At 70.0% G+C, this 15,029-nt stretch carries 11 protein-coding genes; 9 read left to right on the forward strand and 2 right to left on the reverse strand.

The window, feature by feature from the left end; all coding sequences use genetic code 11:
- Both FVQ89_RS07780 and FVQ89_RS07785 read right to left on the reverse strand, forming a co-directional pair.
- Entirely contained in the window at window positions 1-915 is a 915-nt protein-coding gene (locus tag FVQ89_RS07780; RefSeq protein ID WP_147901252.1) for an ABC transporter ATP-binding protein, read from the reverse strand.
- A complete protein-coding gene (locus FVQ89_RS07785) occupies window positions 912-1,586 on the reverse strand; it encodes a TetR family transcriptional regulator (RefSeq protein ID WP_147901253.1) in 675 nt (224 codons plus the stop codon). The genes FVQ89_RS07780 and FVQ89_RS07785 overlap by 4 nt, the downstream gene beginning before the upstream one ends.
- Window positions 1,587-1,648: 62 nt before the next feature.
- Between FVQ89_RS07785 and FVQ89_RS07790 the strand changes: the two genes are divergently transcribed.
- The 9 genes from FVQ89_RS07790 (at window position 1,649) to FVQ89_RS07830 (ending at window position 14,932) form a co-directional block, all read left to right on the forward strand.
- Window positions 1,649-2,698: an agmatine/peptidylarginine deiminase gene (locus FVQ89_RS07790; protein WP_147901254.1), complete on the forward strand. Its 1,050-nt coding sequence runs from the start codon at window positions 1,649-1,651 to the stop codon at window positions 2,696-2,698.
- Window positions 2,695-4,395: an amidase gene (locus tag FVQ89_RS07795; RefSeq protein ID WP_147901255.1), complete on the forward strand. Its 1,701-nt coding sequence runs from the start codon at window positions 2,695-2,697 to the stop codon at window positions 4,393-4,395. Before FVQ89_RS07790 ends, FVQ89_RS07795 begins: the two co-directional genes overlap by 4 nt.
- Window positions 4,396-4,538: 143 nt before the next feature.
- Window positions 4,539-5,579, forward strand: coding sequence for a LacI family DNA-binding transcriptional regulator (locus tag FVQ89_RS07800; RefSeq protein WP_147901256.1), 1,041 nt, complete (start codon window positions 4,539-4,541; stop codon window positions 5,577-5,579).
- Between the two features lie 59 nt (window positions 5,580-5,638).
- Complete coding sequence (locus FVQ89_RS07805) at window positions 5,639-6,883, forward strand: ABC transporter substrate-binding protein (protein ID WP_147901257.1); 1,245 nt, start codon at window positions 5,639-5,641, stop codon at window positions 6,881-6,883.
- The gene (locus FVQ89_RS07810) at window positions 6,880-7,821 is read left to right on the forward strand and encodes a carbohydrate ABC transporter permease (protein WP_147901258.1); all 942 of its coding nucleotides are present in this window, start codon (window positions 6,880-6,882) and stop codon (window positions 7,819-7,821) included. Before FVQ89_RS07805 ends, FVQ89_RS07810 begins: the two co-directional genes overlap by 4 nt.
- Window positions 7,805-8,659, forward strand: a complete 855-nt coding sequence (locus FVQ89_RS07815; RefSeq protein ID WP_222706053.1) for a carbohydrate ABC transporter permease — start codon at window positions 7,805-7,807, stop codon at window positions 8,657-8,659. Before FVQ89_RS07810 ends, FVQ89_RS07815 begins: the two co-directional genes overlap by 17 nt.
- On the forward strand, window positions 8,656-10,020 hold the full coding sequence (locus tag FVQ89_RS07820) for a family 1 glycosylhydrolase (RefSeq protein ID WP_147901259.1): 1,365 nt from the start codon (window positions 8,656-8,658) through the stop codon (window positions 10,018-10,020). The genes FVQ89_RS07815 and FVQ89_RS07820 overlap by 4 nt, the downstream gene beginning before the upstream one ends.
- On the forward strand, window positions 10,017-10,940 hold the full coding sequence (locus FVQ89_RS07825) for a glycoside hydrolase family 43 protein (protein ID WP_147901260.1): 924 nt from the start codon (window positions 10,017-10,019) through the stop codon (window positions 10,938-10,940). The genes FVQ89_RS07820 and FVQ89_RS07825 overlap by 4 nt, the downstream gene beginning before the upstream one ends.
- A gap of 122 nt (window positions 10,941-11,062) precedes the next feature.
- Window positions 11,063-14,932, forward strand: coding sequence for a carboxypeptidase regulatory-like domain-containing protein (locus FVQ89_RS07830; RefSeq protein ID WP_187264950.1), 3,870 nt, complete (start codon window positions 11,063-11,065; stop codon window positions 14,930-14,932).
- Window positions 14,933-15,029 lie beyond the last annotated feature (97 nt).

The following is a 15,029-nucleotide window of genomic DNA, read 5'->3' on the forward strand; positions in this document are numbered from 1 at the left end:
TCAGCGCTCCTCGTCGTAGAACTTCAGCACGGCGGCCTCGAGGTCGGGTTCTTCGAGCGTGAGGTCGTGGATGCGGTGGCGAGAGACGGCCTTCACGAACTCGTCAACATGGGTGTCGACGGTCGCCTCCACGATGCTCTGTCCCGCGGTGGCCTCCACACGGCGGGTTCCGGTGACACCGATCAGTGTGGACAGGTCACGCACGAGTGCGTCGGCATCCGCCGCATCGAGTGCGATGCGGGCGTTCCGCACCGCGCCCTCGCGCAGCTGGTCGACGGTGGAGACCGCCGCGATCGAGCCGCGACGGAGGATGGCCACCCGGTCGGCGGTGAGCTGCACCTCGCTCAGCACATGCGAGCTGAGGAACACGGTCGCGCCGCGTTCTCGCGCCTCGCGCAGCATGCTGTGGAACTCTCGCTGCACGAGCGGGTCGAGGCCGCTGGTCGGCTCATCGAGCACCAGCAGTTCGGGGGAGTGCATGAAGGCCTGGATGAGCCCCAGCTTCTGCTTGTTGCCCTTCGAGAGGCTGCGCACGGGGCGTGACAGGTCGACGCCGAGGCGCTCGGCATAGGTCTCCGCGGTGTGCCGCGGCACCGTGCCGCTGATCGAGGCGTAGTGAGCGAGGAAGGCCCGGCCGCTCATGCGCCCGGCGAGCCGCAGCTCTCCGGGAAGGAAGCCGATCCGCCGCCGTAGGGCCGCGCCGCCTGTCCGCGGGTGCTCGCCGAGTACCGCGACTTCGCCGGCGGTGGGGCGCACCAGGTCGAGCAGGATGCGCATGGTCGTGGTCTTGCCTGCCCCGTTCGGGCCGATCACTCCGTAGACCTGCCCGGCGGGCACATCCAGGTCGACGCCTCGCAGGGCGGTGTGGTTTCCGTAGTTCTTGGTGAGTCCGCGGACGCGGATGGCGTCGTTCATGCGTTCGCCTTTCCTGTTGTGGTGGCGCCTCCCGCGGCGCTGGCCCCGAGTGCCGCGCGGGCGACTTCGAGCATCTGGCTGTTGGAGTAGAGGCCGTCGGTGTAGAGCTCGAGCATGGGAAGGGTGAGTCGGGCGAGCCCGGCGGCGTCGAGGAGGCCGCCCCCGAGGTTGCGCTCGAGGTGGGCGCGCATCACGAGCGTGGACATGCCGTTGAGGGTGATGATGAGCGCCTGGATGCGCGGGTCGCTGCTGCGATTCATGGTGCCGTCGGCCACGCCCGCGGCGATCATCGCTTCCGTCTCGTCGACGAAACGGTCGAAGAGGGCGGCGCTGCGGTCGCCGTCGGCGGTGAGCATGCGTGCGAGGTAGTCGAGGAGTGGTCGGTAGCGTTCGCCGTCGGCGACCGCCTGCTGGATGAGCGCGATCGCGCTCGCCCCCCTCGCGCTGGCGTACTCGGTGTTCTCGCGCGCGACCCACTCCACGACCCAGTCGTCGCAGGCACCGCGCAGTGCGTCTTTGCTGCCGTAGTGATGGATGACGAGCGCGGGGCTCACGCCCGCTGCGTCGGCGATCTGGCGGACGCTCGTGCGCTCGACACCCTGTGAGCCGAAGAGGCGCACGGCGGCGTCGCGGATGCGGGCGATGGCCGTCAGATCGGCGACTGAACTCATGTTCAGTAGACTAAACGCGCGTTCAGCATGGTGCAAGGGTGTCGGAGCCGACAAGATGAAACATGGCCTGGCGGATGCCGGCGGAGCCCGATCCGCACGAACGCACCTGGATGGCGTTCCCTGCCGTCGGCGGGACGCTCGGCGAGACGGCCGCGTCGCGCGAGGAGTGCTACGCCGCCTGGAGCGAGGTCGCGCGCGCCATCGCCGAGTTCGAGCCGGTGTCGATGCTCGTCGACCCTGCGGAGCGGGCGAACGCCCACCGGCGCTTGGGTGGCGGCGTCGAGCTCATCGAGGCACCGGTCGACGAGTTCTGGATGCGCGACCACGGGCCGACCTTCGTGATCGACGCCGAGCGCCCGGGCGTGCTCGGGGCGGTCGACTGGGTCTTCAACGGCTGGGGCGACCCGGGATGGTCGGACTGGCAGCTCGCCGCCGAGCACGCGCGCATCGTCGCCGAACGAGTCGGCGCGGAACTCGTGCCCTCGACCCTCGTGAACGAGGGCGGCGGCATCCATGTCGACGGCGAGGGCACGGTGCTCGTCACCGAGACGGTGCAACGCGATGAGCATCGCAACCCGGGTATCACCCGTGCCGAGGTGGAGGCCGAGCTCGCGCGCACGCTCGGCACGACTCGCGCCATCTGGCTGCCGCGCGGTCTCAGCCGCGACTACGACGACTTCGGAACCAACGGGCACGTCGACATCGTGGCGACGATGCCGAGCCCCGGGCGCCTGCTGCTGCACACGCAGCGCGACCCGGGGCATCCGGATCACGCGGTGACGCGGGGGCTGCGGGCGCTGCTCGAGCACGAGGTCGACGCCGCCGGCCGACCGTTCGAGATCGTGGAGCTGCCCGCCCCTGCGACCCTGCGCGACGACCACGGGTTCGTGGACTGGAGCTACGTGAACCACCTGGTCGTGAACGGCGGCGTGATCGCGTGCGGATTCGGCGAACCGCGCGCCGACGCGGATGCGCGGGCGATCCTCGCGGAGGCGTATCCAGGGCGCGAGGTGGTGACCGTGGATGCGCGGCCGATCTTCGCGCGCGGGGGCGGCATCCACTGCATCACGCAGCAGCAGCCGGCGGTCGTCCGCGAACACGGTGCCGCGTGAGCATCGACGTCGTGGAGGCCTCGATCGCGCGTCTTCGGGAGGCCCTCGAAGCCGGCGAGACGACCGCCGTCGAGCTCGTGGAGGCCTACCTCGCTCGCATCGAGCGCTACGACAGGGGGCCAGGCGGTCTCAACTCCGTCGTCGTGATGAACCCGGTGGCGCTCGAGGAGGCGCGCGCCGCGGACGAACGCCGGGCCCACGGCGAGACGCTCGGCCCGCTCGACGGCATCCCGTACACCGCGAAGGACAGCTTCTTGGTACAGGGCCTGACGGCGGCCGCGGGGAGTCCCGCCTTCGCCGAGCTGGTGGCCCAGCGGGACGCCTTCACGATCGAGCGTCTGCGTGCCGCGGGGGCGATCTGCCTCGGCCTCACCAACATGCCCCCGATGGCGAACGGTGGGATGCAGCGCGGGCTCTACGGCCGCGCTGAGAGCCCGTACAACCGCGAGTACCTGGCGGCGCCGTTCGCCTCCGGATCCTCCAGCGGCTCGGGCGCCGCGACGGCCGCGAGCCTCGCCGCCTTCGGGCTGGGGGAGGAGACCTGGTCGAGCGGCCGCGGTCCCGCCTCGGCGAACGCGCTCTGCGCCTACACGCCTTCCCGCGGCGTGATCTCGGTGCGTGGCAACTGGCCGCTCGTTCCCACGATGGATGTGGTCGTACCGCACGCGCGGACGATGGCCGACCTCCTGGAGGTGCTCGACGTGATCGTCGCGCACGATCCCGACCCGCGCGGCGATTTCTGGCGCACGCAGCCGTGGATGCCGATCCCGGATGCCGCCGCCGCGCGCCCCGTCTCGTATCCGGCGCTCCTGCCGGACGACCCGCACGACATCGTGACCGAGCTCGCGGGTAGGCGCTTCGGCGTGCCGCGGATGTACGTGAACGCCGACCCTGAGGCGGGCGTCGGGGCGACCGGCGTCGGCGGACCGACGGGCACGCGCATCGAGACCCGCGATTCGGTGATGGCGCTGTGGGAGGAGGCGCGCGCCTCGCTCGAAGCGGCGGGGGCGGTCGTGGTGGAGGTCGACTTCCCGGCCGTCTCGAACTACGAGGGTGATCGCGCGGGTGCCCCGACGATCGCCACGCGCGGCCTCGTGCCGCCGGAGTTCCTCGCGTGCGAGCTGCAGCAGCTCGCCCCGTGGGCGTGGGAGGACTTCCTGCGGGCGAACGGGGATCCCGCGCTCGACTCGCTCGCGCACGTCGACGGCGCCTGGATCTTCCCAGCCCCCGAGGGCGCGTTGCCCGATCGCTACGACGGCTTCGACGACGACATCGCCACGTATCCCGACTGGGTGCGCGCGCATCCGGATGCGGCCTTCGACGACCTGCCCGATCTCGAGGCCGGCGTGCGCGGACTCGACGAGACGCACCGCGTCGATGTGATCGAGTGGATGGCCGAGCATCGGCTCGACGCTGTCGTCTTCCCCGCGGTGGCCGACGTCGCACGCGCCGACATGGACGTGAACCCGGAGTCGGCGGATGAGGGGTGGCGCAACGGCGTGTGGGTCGCGAACGGCAACCTCGCGATCCGCCACCTCGGCATCCCGACGGTCACCGTGCCGATGGGTTTGATGCTCGACACGCGGATGCCGGTGGGGCTCACCTTCGCGGGGCGCTCGGGTGACGACACGGCACTCCTCCGGTTCGCGGCGGCCTTCGAGGCGATCGAGCCGCGCCGCGTACCGCCTCCGCTCTGACGGCGCCCGGATTCGTCGCGCAGTCGCGCTTGACGCGCTCGCGGGCGCCGTCGTATGGTGTGCTGGAACGTTTGAGCAAATCCTATTCAGGGCTTGCCCGAGAACGCTCTATCGATTCAGCACCACTCGACGAGGAGGCCCGCATGGCACGCAGCCGCAACGGCCGTCCCGTCACCCTCCGCGAGGTCGCCGAGGCGTCCGGACTCTCGGTCAGTGCCGTGTCGATGGCCCTGCAGGACCACCCCCGCATCGGCCGCGAGTCGAAGGAGCGGGTGCGCCGCGTCGCCGCCGAACTCGGCTACGTCGCCAACTCCGCGGGTCGAGCGCTCCGCGCCCGCCGGGCCGACGCCGTGGCCGTGATCGTGCCGAACACGAGCCAGCACGTCTTCGGGCACGCCTACTTCATGCACGTGCTCACGGGCGTCAACGACGTGGTCATCGAGCACGACGCGCAGCTCGTGATCTCGACGAACCCCGACGAGAGCCACGGCGCGGCGGCATACGAGCGGGTCATGCGATCCGGCTACGTCGACGGCGCGATCGTCACGAGCGCCTCGATCGACGACCCCGGCATCACGCGCCTCGTCGCAAGCGGGCTGCCGGTCGTGTTGCTTGGCCGCTTCCCGCACCTTCCGGAGGCGGTGAGCGTCGGAGTCGACGACCGTGCGGCCGAGCGCCTCGCCACCGAGCACCTCATCCGCGAGCACGGCCGTACCGATCTCGTGCACCTCTCGGGGCCCCTCGACCACCAGACCGCGATCGACCGCCGCGACGGCTTCCTCGATGCCGTCGAGGAGGCGGGGGTGAGCGGGCGCGTGCTCGAGGGCGACTTCTCGGAGGAGTCCGGCCACCGCCTCGGGCGGGTGCTCGCCACGACGCGCTTCGACGGCCTCGTCGCGTCGAACGACGAGATGGCGTTCGGTGCGATGACCGAGCTGGCTGCGGCGGGATGCCGCATCCCCGACGACCTCGTGATCGTGGGCTTCGATGACTTCGGCTTGAGCCGGGTCACGAACCCGTCGATCACGACCATCCACGTGCCTGCCGAGAGCATGGCGCGCCTGGCTGCCGAGCAGCTGTTCGACCTCGTGTCGGGCTCGGGCATCACGGGGGAGCGGCACGCCGTGCTCCCTGTGGAGCTCGTTCCGCGCGGGTCGTGCGGATGCACGGCTCGCCACCCCTGAGAGGGCCGTCTCTCACCCACCACCCATCACCTGCATTTGCCCGAAGGAGAGCAAACACGATGAGGAAGTTCACAGCAGTGGCCGCAGCCGGCGCGATCGCCGGCCTGGTCCTGACAGGGTGCTCGGCCACCTCCACCCCGTCATCCGACGGTCCGGTCGAGCTCACGATGCTCGCCGGCTTCACCGGCGGCGACCGCGGCGCGTACGAGGATCTCGTCGCGACGTTCAACGACACGCACGACGACATCCAGGTCAGCCTCGAGATCCAGCCGTGGGACTCGATCGCCCAGACCCTTCCGGCGGCGTGGGCCACCGGCCAGGGGCCGGACATCGCGGCGCCCAACTTCGATCCGAATGTGCTCGCCAACTACCTCGAGACCGGCTCCCTGCTCGCGCTCGACCAGGTGGGCACCGGCGAGGGCCAGATCGACGTGGATGCGCTGTTCCCCGCCGCGGTCGACGCGTTCACCTCCGATGGCACGCTCTACGCGGTACCGGCGAATGTCGCGACGCTCCAGCTCTACTACAACAAGGCGCTCTTCGAGGCGGCGGGCATCGACGCCCCGCCCGCCACGGTCCAGGAGTTCCAGGACGACGCGGTGGCCCTCACGGGAGACGGCGTCTACGGGCTCTCGCTCGCCGAGCGCGAGACCATCCAGATGTGGCCGATCCTGCAGTGGCTCGAGGGCGGCGACATCGTCGGCTCCGACAACTGCTCCGTGCTCGACACCCCTGAGGGCATCGAGAGCCTGAGCGTCTGGGCCGACCTCGTGAAGGACGGCGTCGCGCCGGTGGGCCTCACGGGCGCCGAGTCCGACTCGCTCTTCAGCGCGGGCCAGGCCGCGATGCAGCTGAACGGTCCGTGGGCGGCCGCAGGCTACACCGACGCGGGGATCGACCTCGGCGTGGCCCCGGTGCCCACCGGTGTCGACGGCGACGTGACGCTCGGATCGACGGTGCCGCTCGCGGTGTCGGCGCAGACCGAGCACCCGGAGGAGGCGCAGGAGTTCCTCGCCTGGTGGACCGGCCAGGAGGCGCAGAAGCAGTTCGCGCTCGCATCCGGCTTCCCGCCCGTGCGTACCGACCTCGCCGACGACCCGGAGCTCGCCGCCAACGAGGTGGTCGCCGCGTTCGCCGCGGCCCTGCCGAGCGCGCGCCTCTACCTGCCGGGCGTTCCGGAGGCCACGAAGGTCGACACCGAGGGATACATCCCGCTGATCGGCGAGATCACCCGCGGTGCGGACGTGGCCGACGCGGCCGCCAAGGCATCCGACACGATCAACGCCTTGACGGGTTGCGCGTGAGCAACACCACCACCCTTCCGGCCGGCGGGGGTCTTCACCCCGCCGGCCGGAAGGCCCCGCGCGCACGGCGGTTCGGTCGCCGCAGCTGGACCGCGTGGCTCTTCGCCGGGCCGAGCCTCGCGATCATCCTCGTGTTCATCGCGTTCCCGATCGTGCAGTCGTTCTGGTTCAGCCTCCACGACTGGAGGATCGGGGCGGCCGAGCAGGAGTGGCTCGGGCTCGCGAACTACGAACGCCTCGCCGCCGATCCGCTGTTCTGGAACGCGTTGCGGGTGACTCTCGTGTTCGCGCTCATGAGCGTCGTCGCGCAGCTGATCCTCGGATACGCCGCCGCCTCCGCCTTACAGAGCGAGCGGCTCCTCGCGCGCATCGTGCGCTCGGTCTACTTCTTCCCGACGATCGTGGCGCTCGCGACGATCGGACTCGTCTGGCGGTTCCTGCTCGACCCGAACATCGGGCTCGTCGCGGGTATCACCACGTGGCTGGGGCTTCCCGCCGTGGGCTGGCTGCAGGATCCTGCGCTCGCCCTGCCGACCGTCATCTTCGTGAGCGTCTGGAAGAACGTCGGCTTCACCATGATCATCCTGCTCGCGGGCCTCAAGGGCGTGCCCCCGCACCTGTACGAGGCGGCTCGTCTCGACGGGGCGCGCGGCTGGCAGCTGACGCGCTACGTGACCCTGCCGAGCATCCGACCCACCCTGCTCTTCACGACCATGATCCTCACCATCAACTCGTTCCAGGTGTTCGACCTGGTCTACGTGATGACGAACGGCGGCCCACTGTTCGCCACCGACACCCTCGTGAACATGATGTTCCGCGAGGGGTTCCAGAACTTCGACATCGGGTACGCCTCGGCGATCGCCTGGGTGCTGTTCCTGATCATCGCGGTGCTCTCCGCCTTCCAGCTTCGGATCTTCCGCTATGACGACGTCGACTGAGCGCCGGCCCCGAGTGCGGCTCGCGCTGCCGCCGACCCGCGTGGTGGCCTGGATCCTGCTGGGGATCGGCGTGGTCGTGGCGATCGTGCCGTTCGTCTGGATGGTGTCGGGCTCGTTCCGTACCGAAGCCGACCTCTACGGGGCGCCGGAGAGCCTGTTCCCGGGCGAGTGGACGATCGACGGCTACATCCGCATCTGGACCGAGCTGCCCTTCCTGCGGGTGGTGCTGAACAGCTTCATCTTCGCAGGGCTCACGACCCTCCTGTGCCTGCTGTTCGACTCGATGTGCGCATATGCCCTCGCGCGCATGCGGTTCCGGGGGCGCAAGATCGCCTTCTGGCTCGTGATCGCAACGCTCATGATCCCCGCGCAGGTGACGCTCATCCCCGTCTTCGTGGAGCTCTTCAACCTCGGATGGCTGAACACGTATCAGGGGCTCATCGTGCCGCGTGCCACGAGTGCGTTCGGCATCTTCATGCTGCGGCAGTTCTTCCTCTCGATCCCCACCGAGCTCGACGAGGCGGCGCGCATCGACGGCGCGGGCCATCTGCGCATCTACGCCCGGGTGATCCTGCCGCTCGCGAAGCCCGCGCTCGCGACCCTCGCCGTGCTGCACTTCATGAACCTCTGGAATGACCTGCTGTGGCCGCTCGCGATGACCTCGACCACCGAGATGCGCACGCTCCCCGCGGCGCTGACCCTCTTCGGCGGTCAACACGTCAACGACCATGCGGTGCTGCTCGCGGGCGCGACGATCTCGCTGCTCCCGCTCGCGCTCGCGTTCTTCCTCGCGCAGCGCTACTTCGTGCAGGGCGTCGCCCAGACGGGCCTCAAGTGAGCGCGCCCGGTGAGCTGTTCGCGCCCGGCGGTTTCGCGTGGATCCTCGGGATCGAGGACACCTGCGTCTACCCGGCCGACGGCGGGGTCTCGCTCGACGAGCACGCGCTCACGGAGCATGACGTGCGCCGGCCGGAGGACCTGCGGATCGCGGCGCGGCTCGGTGCGCACGCCCTCCGCTACGGCGTGAGCTGGCCGATCGCGCATCCGGAGCCCGCGGTGTTCCGTTGGGACGAGCTCGACGAGGCGGTGGCCGAGGCGGAGATCCTGGGGATCGAGCTGATCGCCGACCTCGTGCACTACGGCACGCCCACGTGGCTCACCGACTCGTTCGCCGATCCGGGGTATCCGGATGCGATCGCCCGGTTCGCGGGCGCTTTCGCCGCGCGCTACGCGGGGCGGGTGCGGTATCTCACCCCGCTCAACGAGCCGATCACCACGGCCTCCTTTTGCGGGTTGCGCGGCGTGTGGCCGCCGCGGCTCACCGGATGGGCGGGCTGGGTGCGGGTGGCCGTGCCGATGGCCGAGGGCATGGCGCGCACCATCCGCGCGGTGCGCGAAGCGGCGCCTGACACCCGGATCGTACACGTCGAGGCGTCGACCCATATCGACACCGAGGTGCCGGGCTTCGAAGACGAAGCGCAGCTGCTGCGCGGCGTGGGCTGGCTGCCGACCGACCTGCTCATGGGGCGCGTCGACGAGAGCCACCCTCTGCGCGACTGGCTGGTCGCCCACGGTGCTGACGTCGCGGCGCTCGACCGGCTCGTCGTCGCCCCCGAGATGCCCGACGTGATCGGCGTCAACTACTACCCCGATCTCACGCCGCGCACCCTTGTCGACCTCGAGGGCGGTGCCGTGCAGCTCGCATACGACGCGGGAGCGGCGGGGCTGCGTCGGGTGCTCACCGCATTCGCCGACCGCTACGAGCTGCCGCTCGCCGTAACCGAGACGAGCATCGAGGGTGACGACGAGGTACGGCGCGCGTGGTTGCTCGCCTCGGCGGATGCGGTGCGCGAGCTGCGTGCCGAGGGCGTCGACGTGCGCGGGTACACCTGGTGGCCGCTGTTCGACTTCGTCGACTGGTCGTGGGCGGCGGGCGGCGCGAACGTGGAGGAGTTCGCGGTCGCGCGACGCGACCCCGACGGCAGTGTGTCGATCGGGATGGCGCCGCCACTCGGCGACCCGCGCGACGGCAAGACGGCGTTCCTGCGTCGTATGGGCCTCGTGCGCCTCGAAGAGCTGAGCGACGGCACGCTGGAGCGTCGCCGCACCCCCGCGGCGGAGGCGTTCGCGGCCCTCGCCGGGGTCTCGCGCGCGCCGGAGGAGCCGGGCGGGCCGGGTGCCACCGAGGCGCCGTCGTGAGCTGGACTCCGGCCTGGCCGGGCTACGTCGCCGACCCGTTCGTCACGCGGGCGGGGGAGGGCTACGTCGCGATCGGCACCGAGGATCCCGCGCCTGTCACGGGCCCGGTGTTCCCGCTGCTCGTCTCGGACGACCTCGCCGGATGGCGGTCGGCGGGCCACGCCCTCGAGCGCCCCGATCCGGCGTTGGGCGACGCGTTCTGGGCCCCCGAGATCGCGGAGGCGGACGGCGAGTGGTGGATGTACTACTCGGTAGGGCACGGGATCGCGGGGCACCGCATCCGCGTCGCCCGGGCCGATGAGGCGACCGGGCCGTACCGGGATGTCGGCGTGGTGCTGACCCCGGGGGAGAGCTTCGCGATCGACGCGCACCCGTTCCGCGATGTGGACGGCACCTGGTACCTGTTCTTCGCACGCGACGTGCTCGATGCGGAGCGCCCCGGTACCCACCTCGCGGTCGCTCCGCTCGCCTCGATGACCGAGCTCGCCTCCGACCCGGTGGAGGTGCTCGCGCCGTTCTCCGATGTGCACATCTACGAGCGCGACCGGGAGATGTACGGGCAGCGATTCACCTGGCACACCCTCGAAGGGCCGAGCGTCGTGCGCCGCCACGGGCGGTACTGGATGACCTTCTCGGGCGGTGCATGGACCGGCCCCGGATATGCGGTGTCGTGGGCAGTCGCCGACCATCCGCTCGGCCCGTGGACGCCGGCGCCCGCATCCGCGCCGACCCTGCTCGCCACCGGGGGCGGCCTCGTCGGCCCCGGTCACAACTCGCTCGTCGTCGGCCCCGACGGCGACGACATGATCGCTTTCCATTCCTGGGATGAGCGCCGCACGGCACGTCGCCTGCACCTGGCGCCCATCCGCTTCGAGCTGGACGGCCCCCGGGTGACGGACCCACCCGGGGGGCGTCCTTGATCGGGTAGGTCCGGCCCGGAACCGCAGAGAGAAACGCAATTCACGACGAAGTGAAGGAGCAGACCACCATGGTTCCGACATCACCCAGACGCCCCCTCGGGGCGATCCTCACGGGCGCCTTAGTGGCGACCCTGCTGACCGTCGTTCCGGCGACGTCGGCATCCGCAGGCACCGGCACGATCTCGATCGACGCGGATGACGTTCAGGGCGTGGTCCAGCCCACCGTCGTCGGCCAGATGGCCGAGTGGGCCTTCGACGAGATGAACGGAGCGTGGGCCGAGCGCGCACGCGACCGTTCGTTCGAGACGGAGACGGTCGATCACCGCGACAGCAACCTGTACGACTCGTTCCGCGGATCGAGTCTCGACCGTTCCCGGTGGACGCCGATCAGCCTCGACAGCGCGCCCGCCGGTTCGGTCAGCGTCTCCGGCAGCGCGGCGACCCTCACTACGGCATCGCCGGGGCGCTGGGGCATCATGTCGCGCAATCTCGGCGAGACCCGCTACTCCACCACCACGGTCGAAACGCGGGTGACCGCGATGACCGGCACGAACGCCATGCTCAGCATGTACGGCGGCACGGGGGCCGGCGACTTCACGAAGTATGTGGAGTTCGGCGTCGAGGGCGGTGTGCTGAAGGTCTACGCCGACGGTCTCACCGCGTGGACGGGCGGCTCGGTGAGCCTGCCGGGCACGTTGCGGGTGTCGGTCACGGGGCTCTCGGGCACCGCACGCGACCTGACGTTCTCGTACAACGGCACCGTCGTGCACACGATCACCGGATACACGGGCCTGCCGCAAGACTTCCGTGCGTTCCTTTACAACTGGGACGGAACGATGACGGTCGACTACCTGACCGTCGAGCACGACACCACCTACGACGGCTTCGGTGGCACGTCGCTCTCACCGCGGTGGACGCCGACCCTGCTCGCCGGGTCGAACCCCGGCAGCGTCTCGGTGAGTGGTGGCTCGGTGCAGATCACCGGAGGCTCGAACTCGCGCTCGACGATCCTGTCGGAGCCGATCCGCAACTCCGCGGTCGACTGGACGCGTGTGGAGGCGCGGCTCGTGTCGGTGACCGGCACGAACGGTCTCATGACGATCTACGGCGGATCGGGTGCCGGCGACTTCAGCAAGTTCATGGAGTTCGGTGTGGAGGGCGGCGTCGCCCGCGTGTTCACCCCATCGAGCAGCTGGACCGGCGGTGCGGTGAGCCTGCCGGCGACGCTCGCGGTGGAGGTGTCGCCGTACTACGCGAACGGCCGCACCTACCGCTTCTTCGTGAACGGCACGCAGGTGCACGAGTTGATCGATCGCGGTGATGTGCCCGCCCCCGACTACCGGGTGGGCCTCTACGGGTGGAGCACCTCGGTGACCACCTGGGATCACGTGAAGATCGGCCAGACCCACATGTGGGACCAGTACGCCCCGAACTTCGAGGGCGGCCCCGTACTGTCGGTCGAGTGGACTCCGGTCTCGCTCGCCGGGGGATGGGGTTCGGCCTCGCAGGGCAACAGCCAGCTGACCATCAACGGAGCGGCCGACTCCCGCTACGGCGTCATGTCGCAGCGACTGGAAGAGAGCGACATCTACGGCTACACCGTGGAGGCGCAACTCGACAGCGTGACGGGCACCAACGGCCTGCTCGACATCTACGCGGGCACCGGCCGCGGCGACTTCTCGAAGTTCGTCGAGTTCGGTGTCGAGGGTGGAGTGCTGAAGATCTTCGGCGACGGCATCACCACGTGGACGGGCGCGAGCGTGTCGCTCCCGGTGACACTGCGGGTGGAGGTGAGCGCGTGGAAGTCCGGCGGACGCGATCTGTCGTTCTTCGCCAACGGACGCCTCGTCCACCAGCTCGAGGGTGTGACGGTGATCGGTAATCAGGAGTACCGGGTCTTCACCTACGGCTACGGATCGAGCACCACGAAGTGGGGCTACGTGACGTGGTGGAAGGACGCCAGTTGGGCGCGCGACGGCTACGCCGACCGTGCGAACTACGCGAACGTGGAGGGCGGATACAACGGCCGCTACGCCGAGCAGGTGACCGTCACCCAGCACACGAGCGGACGCGCGGGGCTCGCCCAGCGAGGCATCGCGGTCGCCGCGGGCAAGGGCTACGACGTCTCGGTGTGGCTCAAGCAGTCCGGATTGTCGGTGCCGGTGACGGTGGCGATCGGTCCAGCCGCGGGCGACGGCCCGTCGTACTCGGCCTACGCATCCGCGACGATCACGGGGGTGACGGGCAGCTGGGCGAAGTACACGGTGTCGCTCACGCCCTCGACGACCGACACGAACGCGAAGCTGTTCATCGGCTTCGCGGGCACCGGCACGTTGACGCTCGACATGCCGAGCGTGATGCCCACCGACTCGTCGGAGGTCGCCTACGGCGGCTGGCGGCGGGACTTCGTGGACCGGGTGGACGTGCTCGACCCGGTGTCGATCCGCTGGCCGGGAGGCATCATCGCCGACTGGTACAACTGGGCGGACGGCATCGGGGCCCGCGACGCGCGAGCGCCGCAGTACTTCGCACAGTGGGACGCCCAGTGGATGACGAACGACGTCGGAACCGCCGAGATCCTGGAACTCGCGAGGAACATGGGCCTCAAGGTCGTGCTCAACGTGAACTGGGGAACCGGCACCTCGGCATCCGCGGCGAACTGGGTGGAGTACGTGAACGGCTCGACCGGCACCACCTACGGCGCCCTTCGTTCCTCGCATGGCTACAGCACCCCGTGGGGCGTGAAGATGTGGGAGATCGGCAACGAGGTCTGGGGCTGGTGGACGCCGGGGCATGAGACGAACGCCTCCACGTATGCCTCGAGCTACGTGACGTTCCGCGACGCGATGGCGGCGAAGGACTCGACGCTCGAGTTCGTTGGCGAGGGATTCGACGGCAACAGCTCGAGTCAGGCCTGGAACGCCACCCTCGTCGACACCGCCGACGGCAAGATCGACCACGTGGCTGTGCACTACTACAGCCCGCAGCCGCTGCCGCAGAACTACTCCAGCAGCGACGTCTACCTGGCGAGCGCCGGGGCGGCGACCACGATCGGCGACCGTCTGGCGGCCACCGGCGACACGGTTCTCGCGAACTCGCAGAACGACATCAAGCTCGCGGTCATGGAGCACGCGGCGATGTACTTCAACGAGGAGAACCGCCGCACGCGGACGCTCGAGGGGGGTCTGGCCGAGGCCGGGATCCTCAACCTGCTGATGCGTCGGGGCGACCTGAACGAGGTGAACGCCGCGTCGACGCTCGCCAACTTCTGGGACGGCAGCTCGATCCGGCTCGGTGTGCGCGGCTCGTTCGTGACGCCGTCGTACCTGGTTCAGCAGCTCGTGAGCGATCAGCACGGCTCGCTGCTGGTCGGGTCGAGCTCCACGTCGGGCACCTACAACGCTCCGGCGATGGGCAACCTGCCGGCGCGTTCGGGTGTGCCGTACCTCGACGTCACGACGACCCGGTCGGCGGACGGCACGAAGCTGTACGTCTCGGTGCTGAACCGCGATCCGTCGGCGGCGACCACCACCTCGATCTCGATCGCGGATGCCGGAACCATCGGCTCCACCGCGACCGCGCGCACGGTGAACTCGTCGAGCTACCTCGACCAGAACACCTGGCAGAGCCCGACGACGGTGCAGCTGGCGTCGAGCAGTGTGACGGGGGTGGGCAGCTCGTTCAGCTATGCGTTCCCCGCGCACAGCTTCACCGTGCTGACGATCGACATCTCGGCGCCTGCGGTGACTCTGCCGGCGGTGACCGGGCGAGTGACGACCGCGGCCGGCGCGGCCATCTCGGGTGCCTCGGTGACCCTCAGCGGCGGCGGCTCGGCCACCACGAACGCGAACGGGTTCTTCCTGATCGCGGGAGTGACGCCGGGAACGAGGTCGGTCACGGTCACGAAGTCCGGATACACGAGCTACACGCGCAGTGAGCTCGAGGTGAGCGCCACCGGCGCGACCACCTTGCCCATCCGGCTCGTGCCGTAGCGGCGGCGGGGTGGGGGTGCGTGTGCGCCCTCACCCCGTGCTGCCGATCGCAGAAGTTGTCCACAGAATCGATGCCTTCGGGCCCACCCGCCTTCCG

It is taken from the genome of Homoserinibacter sp. GY 40078, from assembly GCF_008017545.1.
Classification (GTDB): domain Bacteria; phylum Actinomycetota; class Actinomycetes; order Actinomycetales; family Microbacteriaceae; genus Homoserinibacter.

Coding starts and splice junctions, on each gene's coding strand:
- FVQ89_RS07780 (WP_147901252.1), bottom strand. CDS start 915: ATGAACGACGCCATCCGCGTCCGCGGACTCACCAAGAACTACGGAAAC.
- FVQ89_RS07785 (WP_147901253.1), bottom strand. CDS start 1,586: ATGAGTTCAGTCGCCGATCTGACGGCCATCGCCCGCATCCGCGACGCC.
- FVQ89_RS07790 (WP_147901254.1), top strand. CDS start 1,649: ATGGCCTGGCGGATGCCGGCGGAGCCCGATCCGCACGAACGCACCTGG.
- FVQ89_RS07800 (WP_147901256.1), top strand. CDS start 4,539: ATGGCACGCAGCCGCAACGGCCGTCCCGTCACCCTCCGCGAGGTCGCC.
- FVQ89_RS07805 (WP_147901257.1), top strand. CDS start 5,639: ATGAGGAAGTTCACAGCAGTGGCCGCAGCCGGCGCGATCGCCGGCCTG.
- FVQ89_RS07815 (WP_222706053.1), top strand. CDS start 7,805: ATGACGACGTCGACTGAGCGCCGGCCCCGAGTGCGGCTCGCGCTGCCG.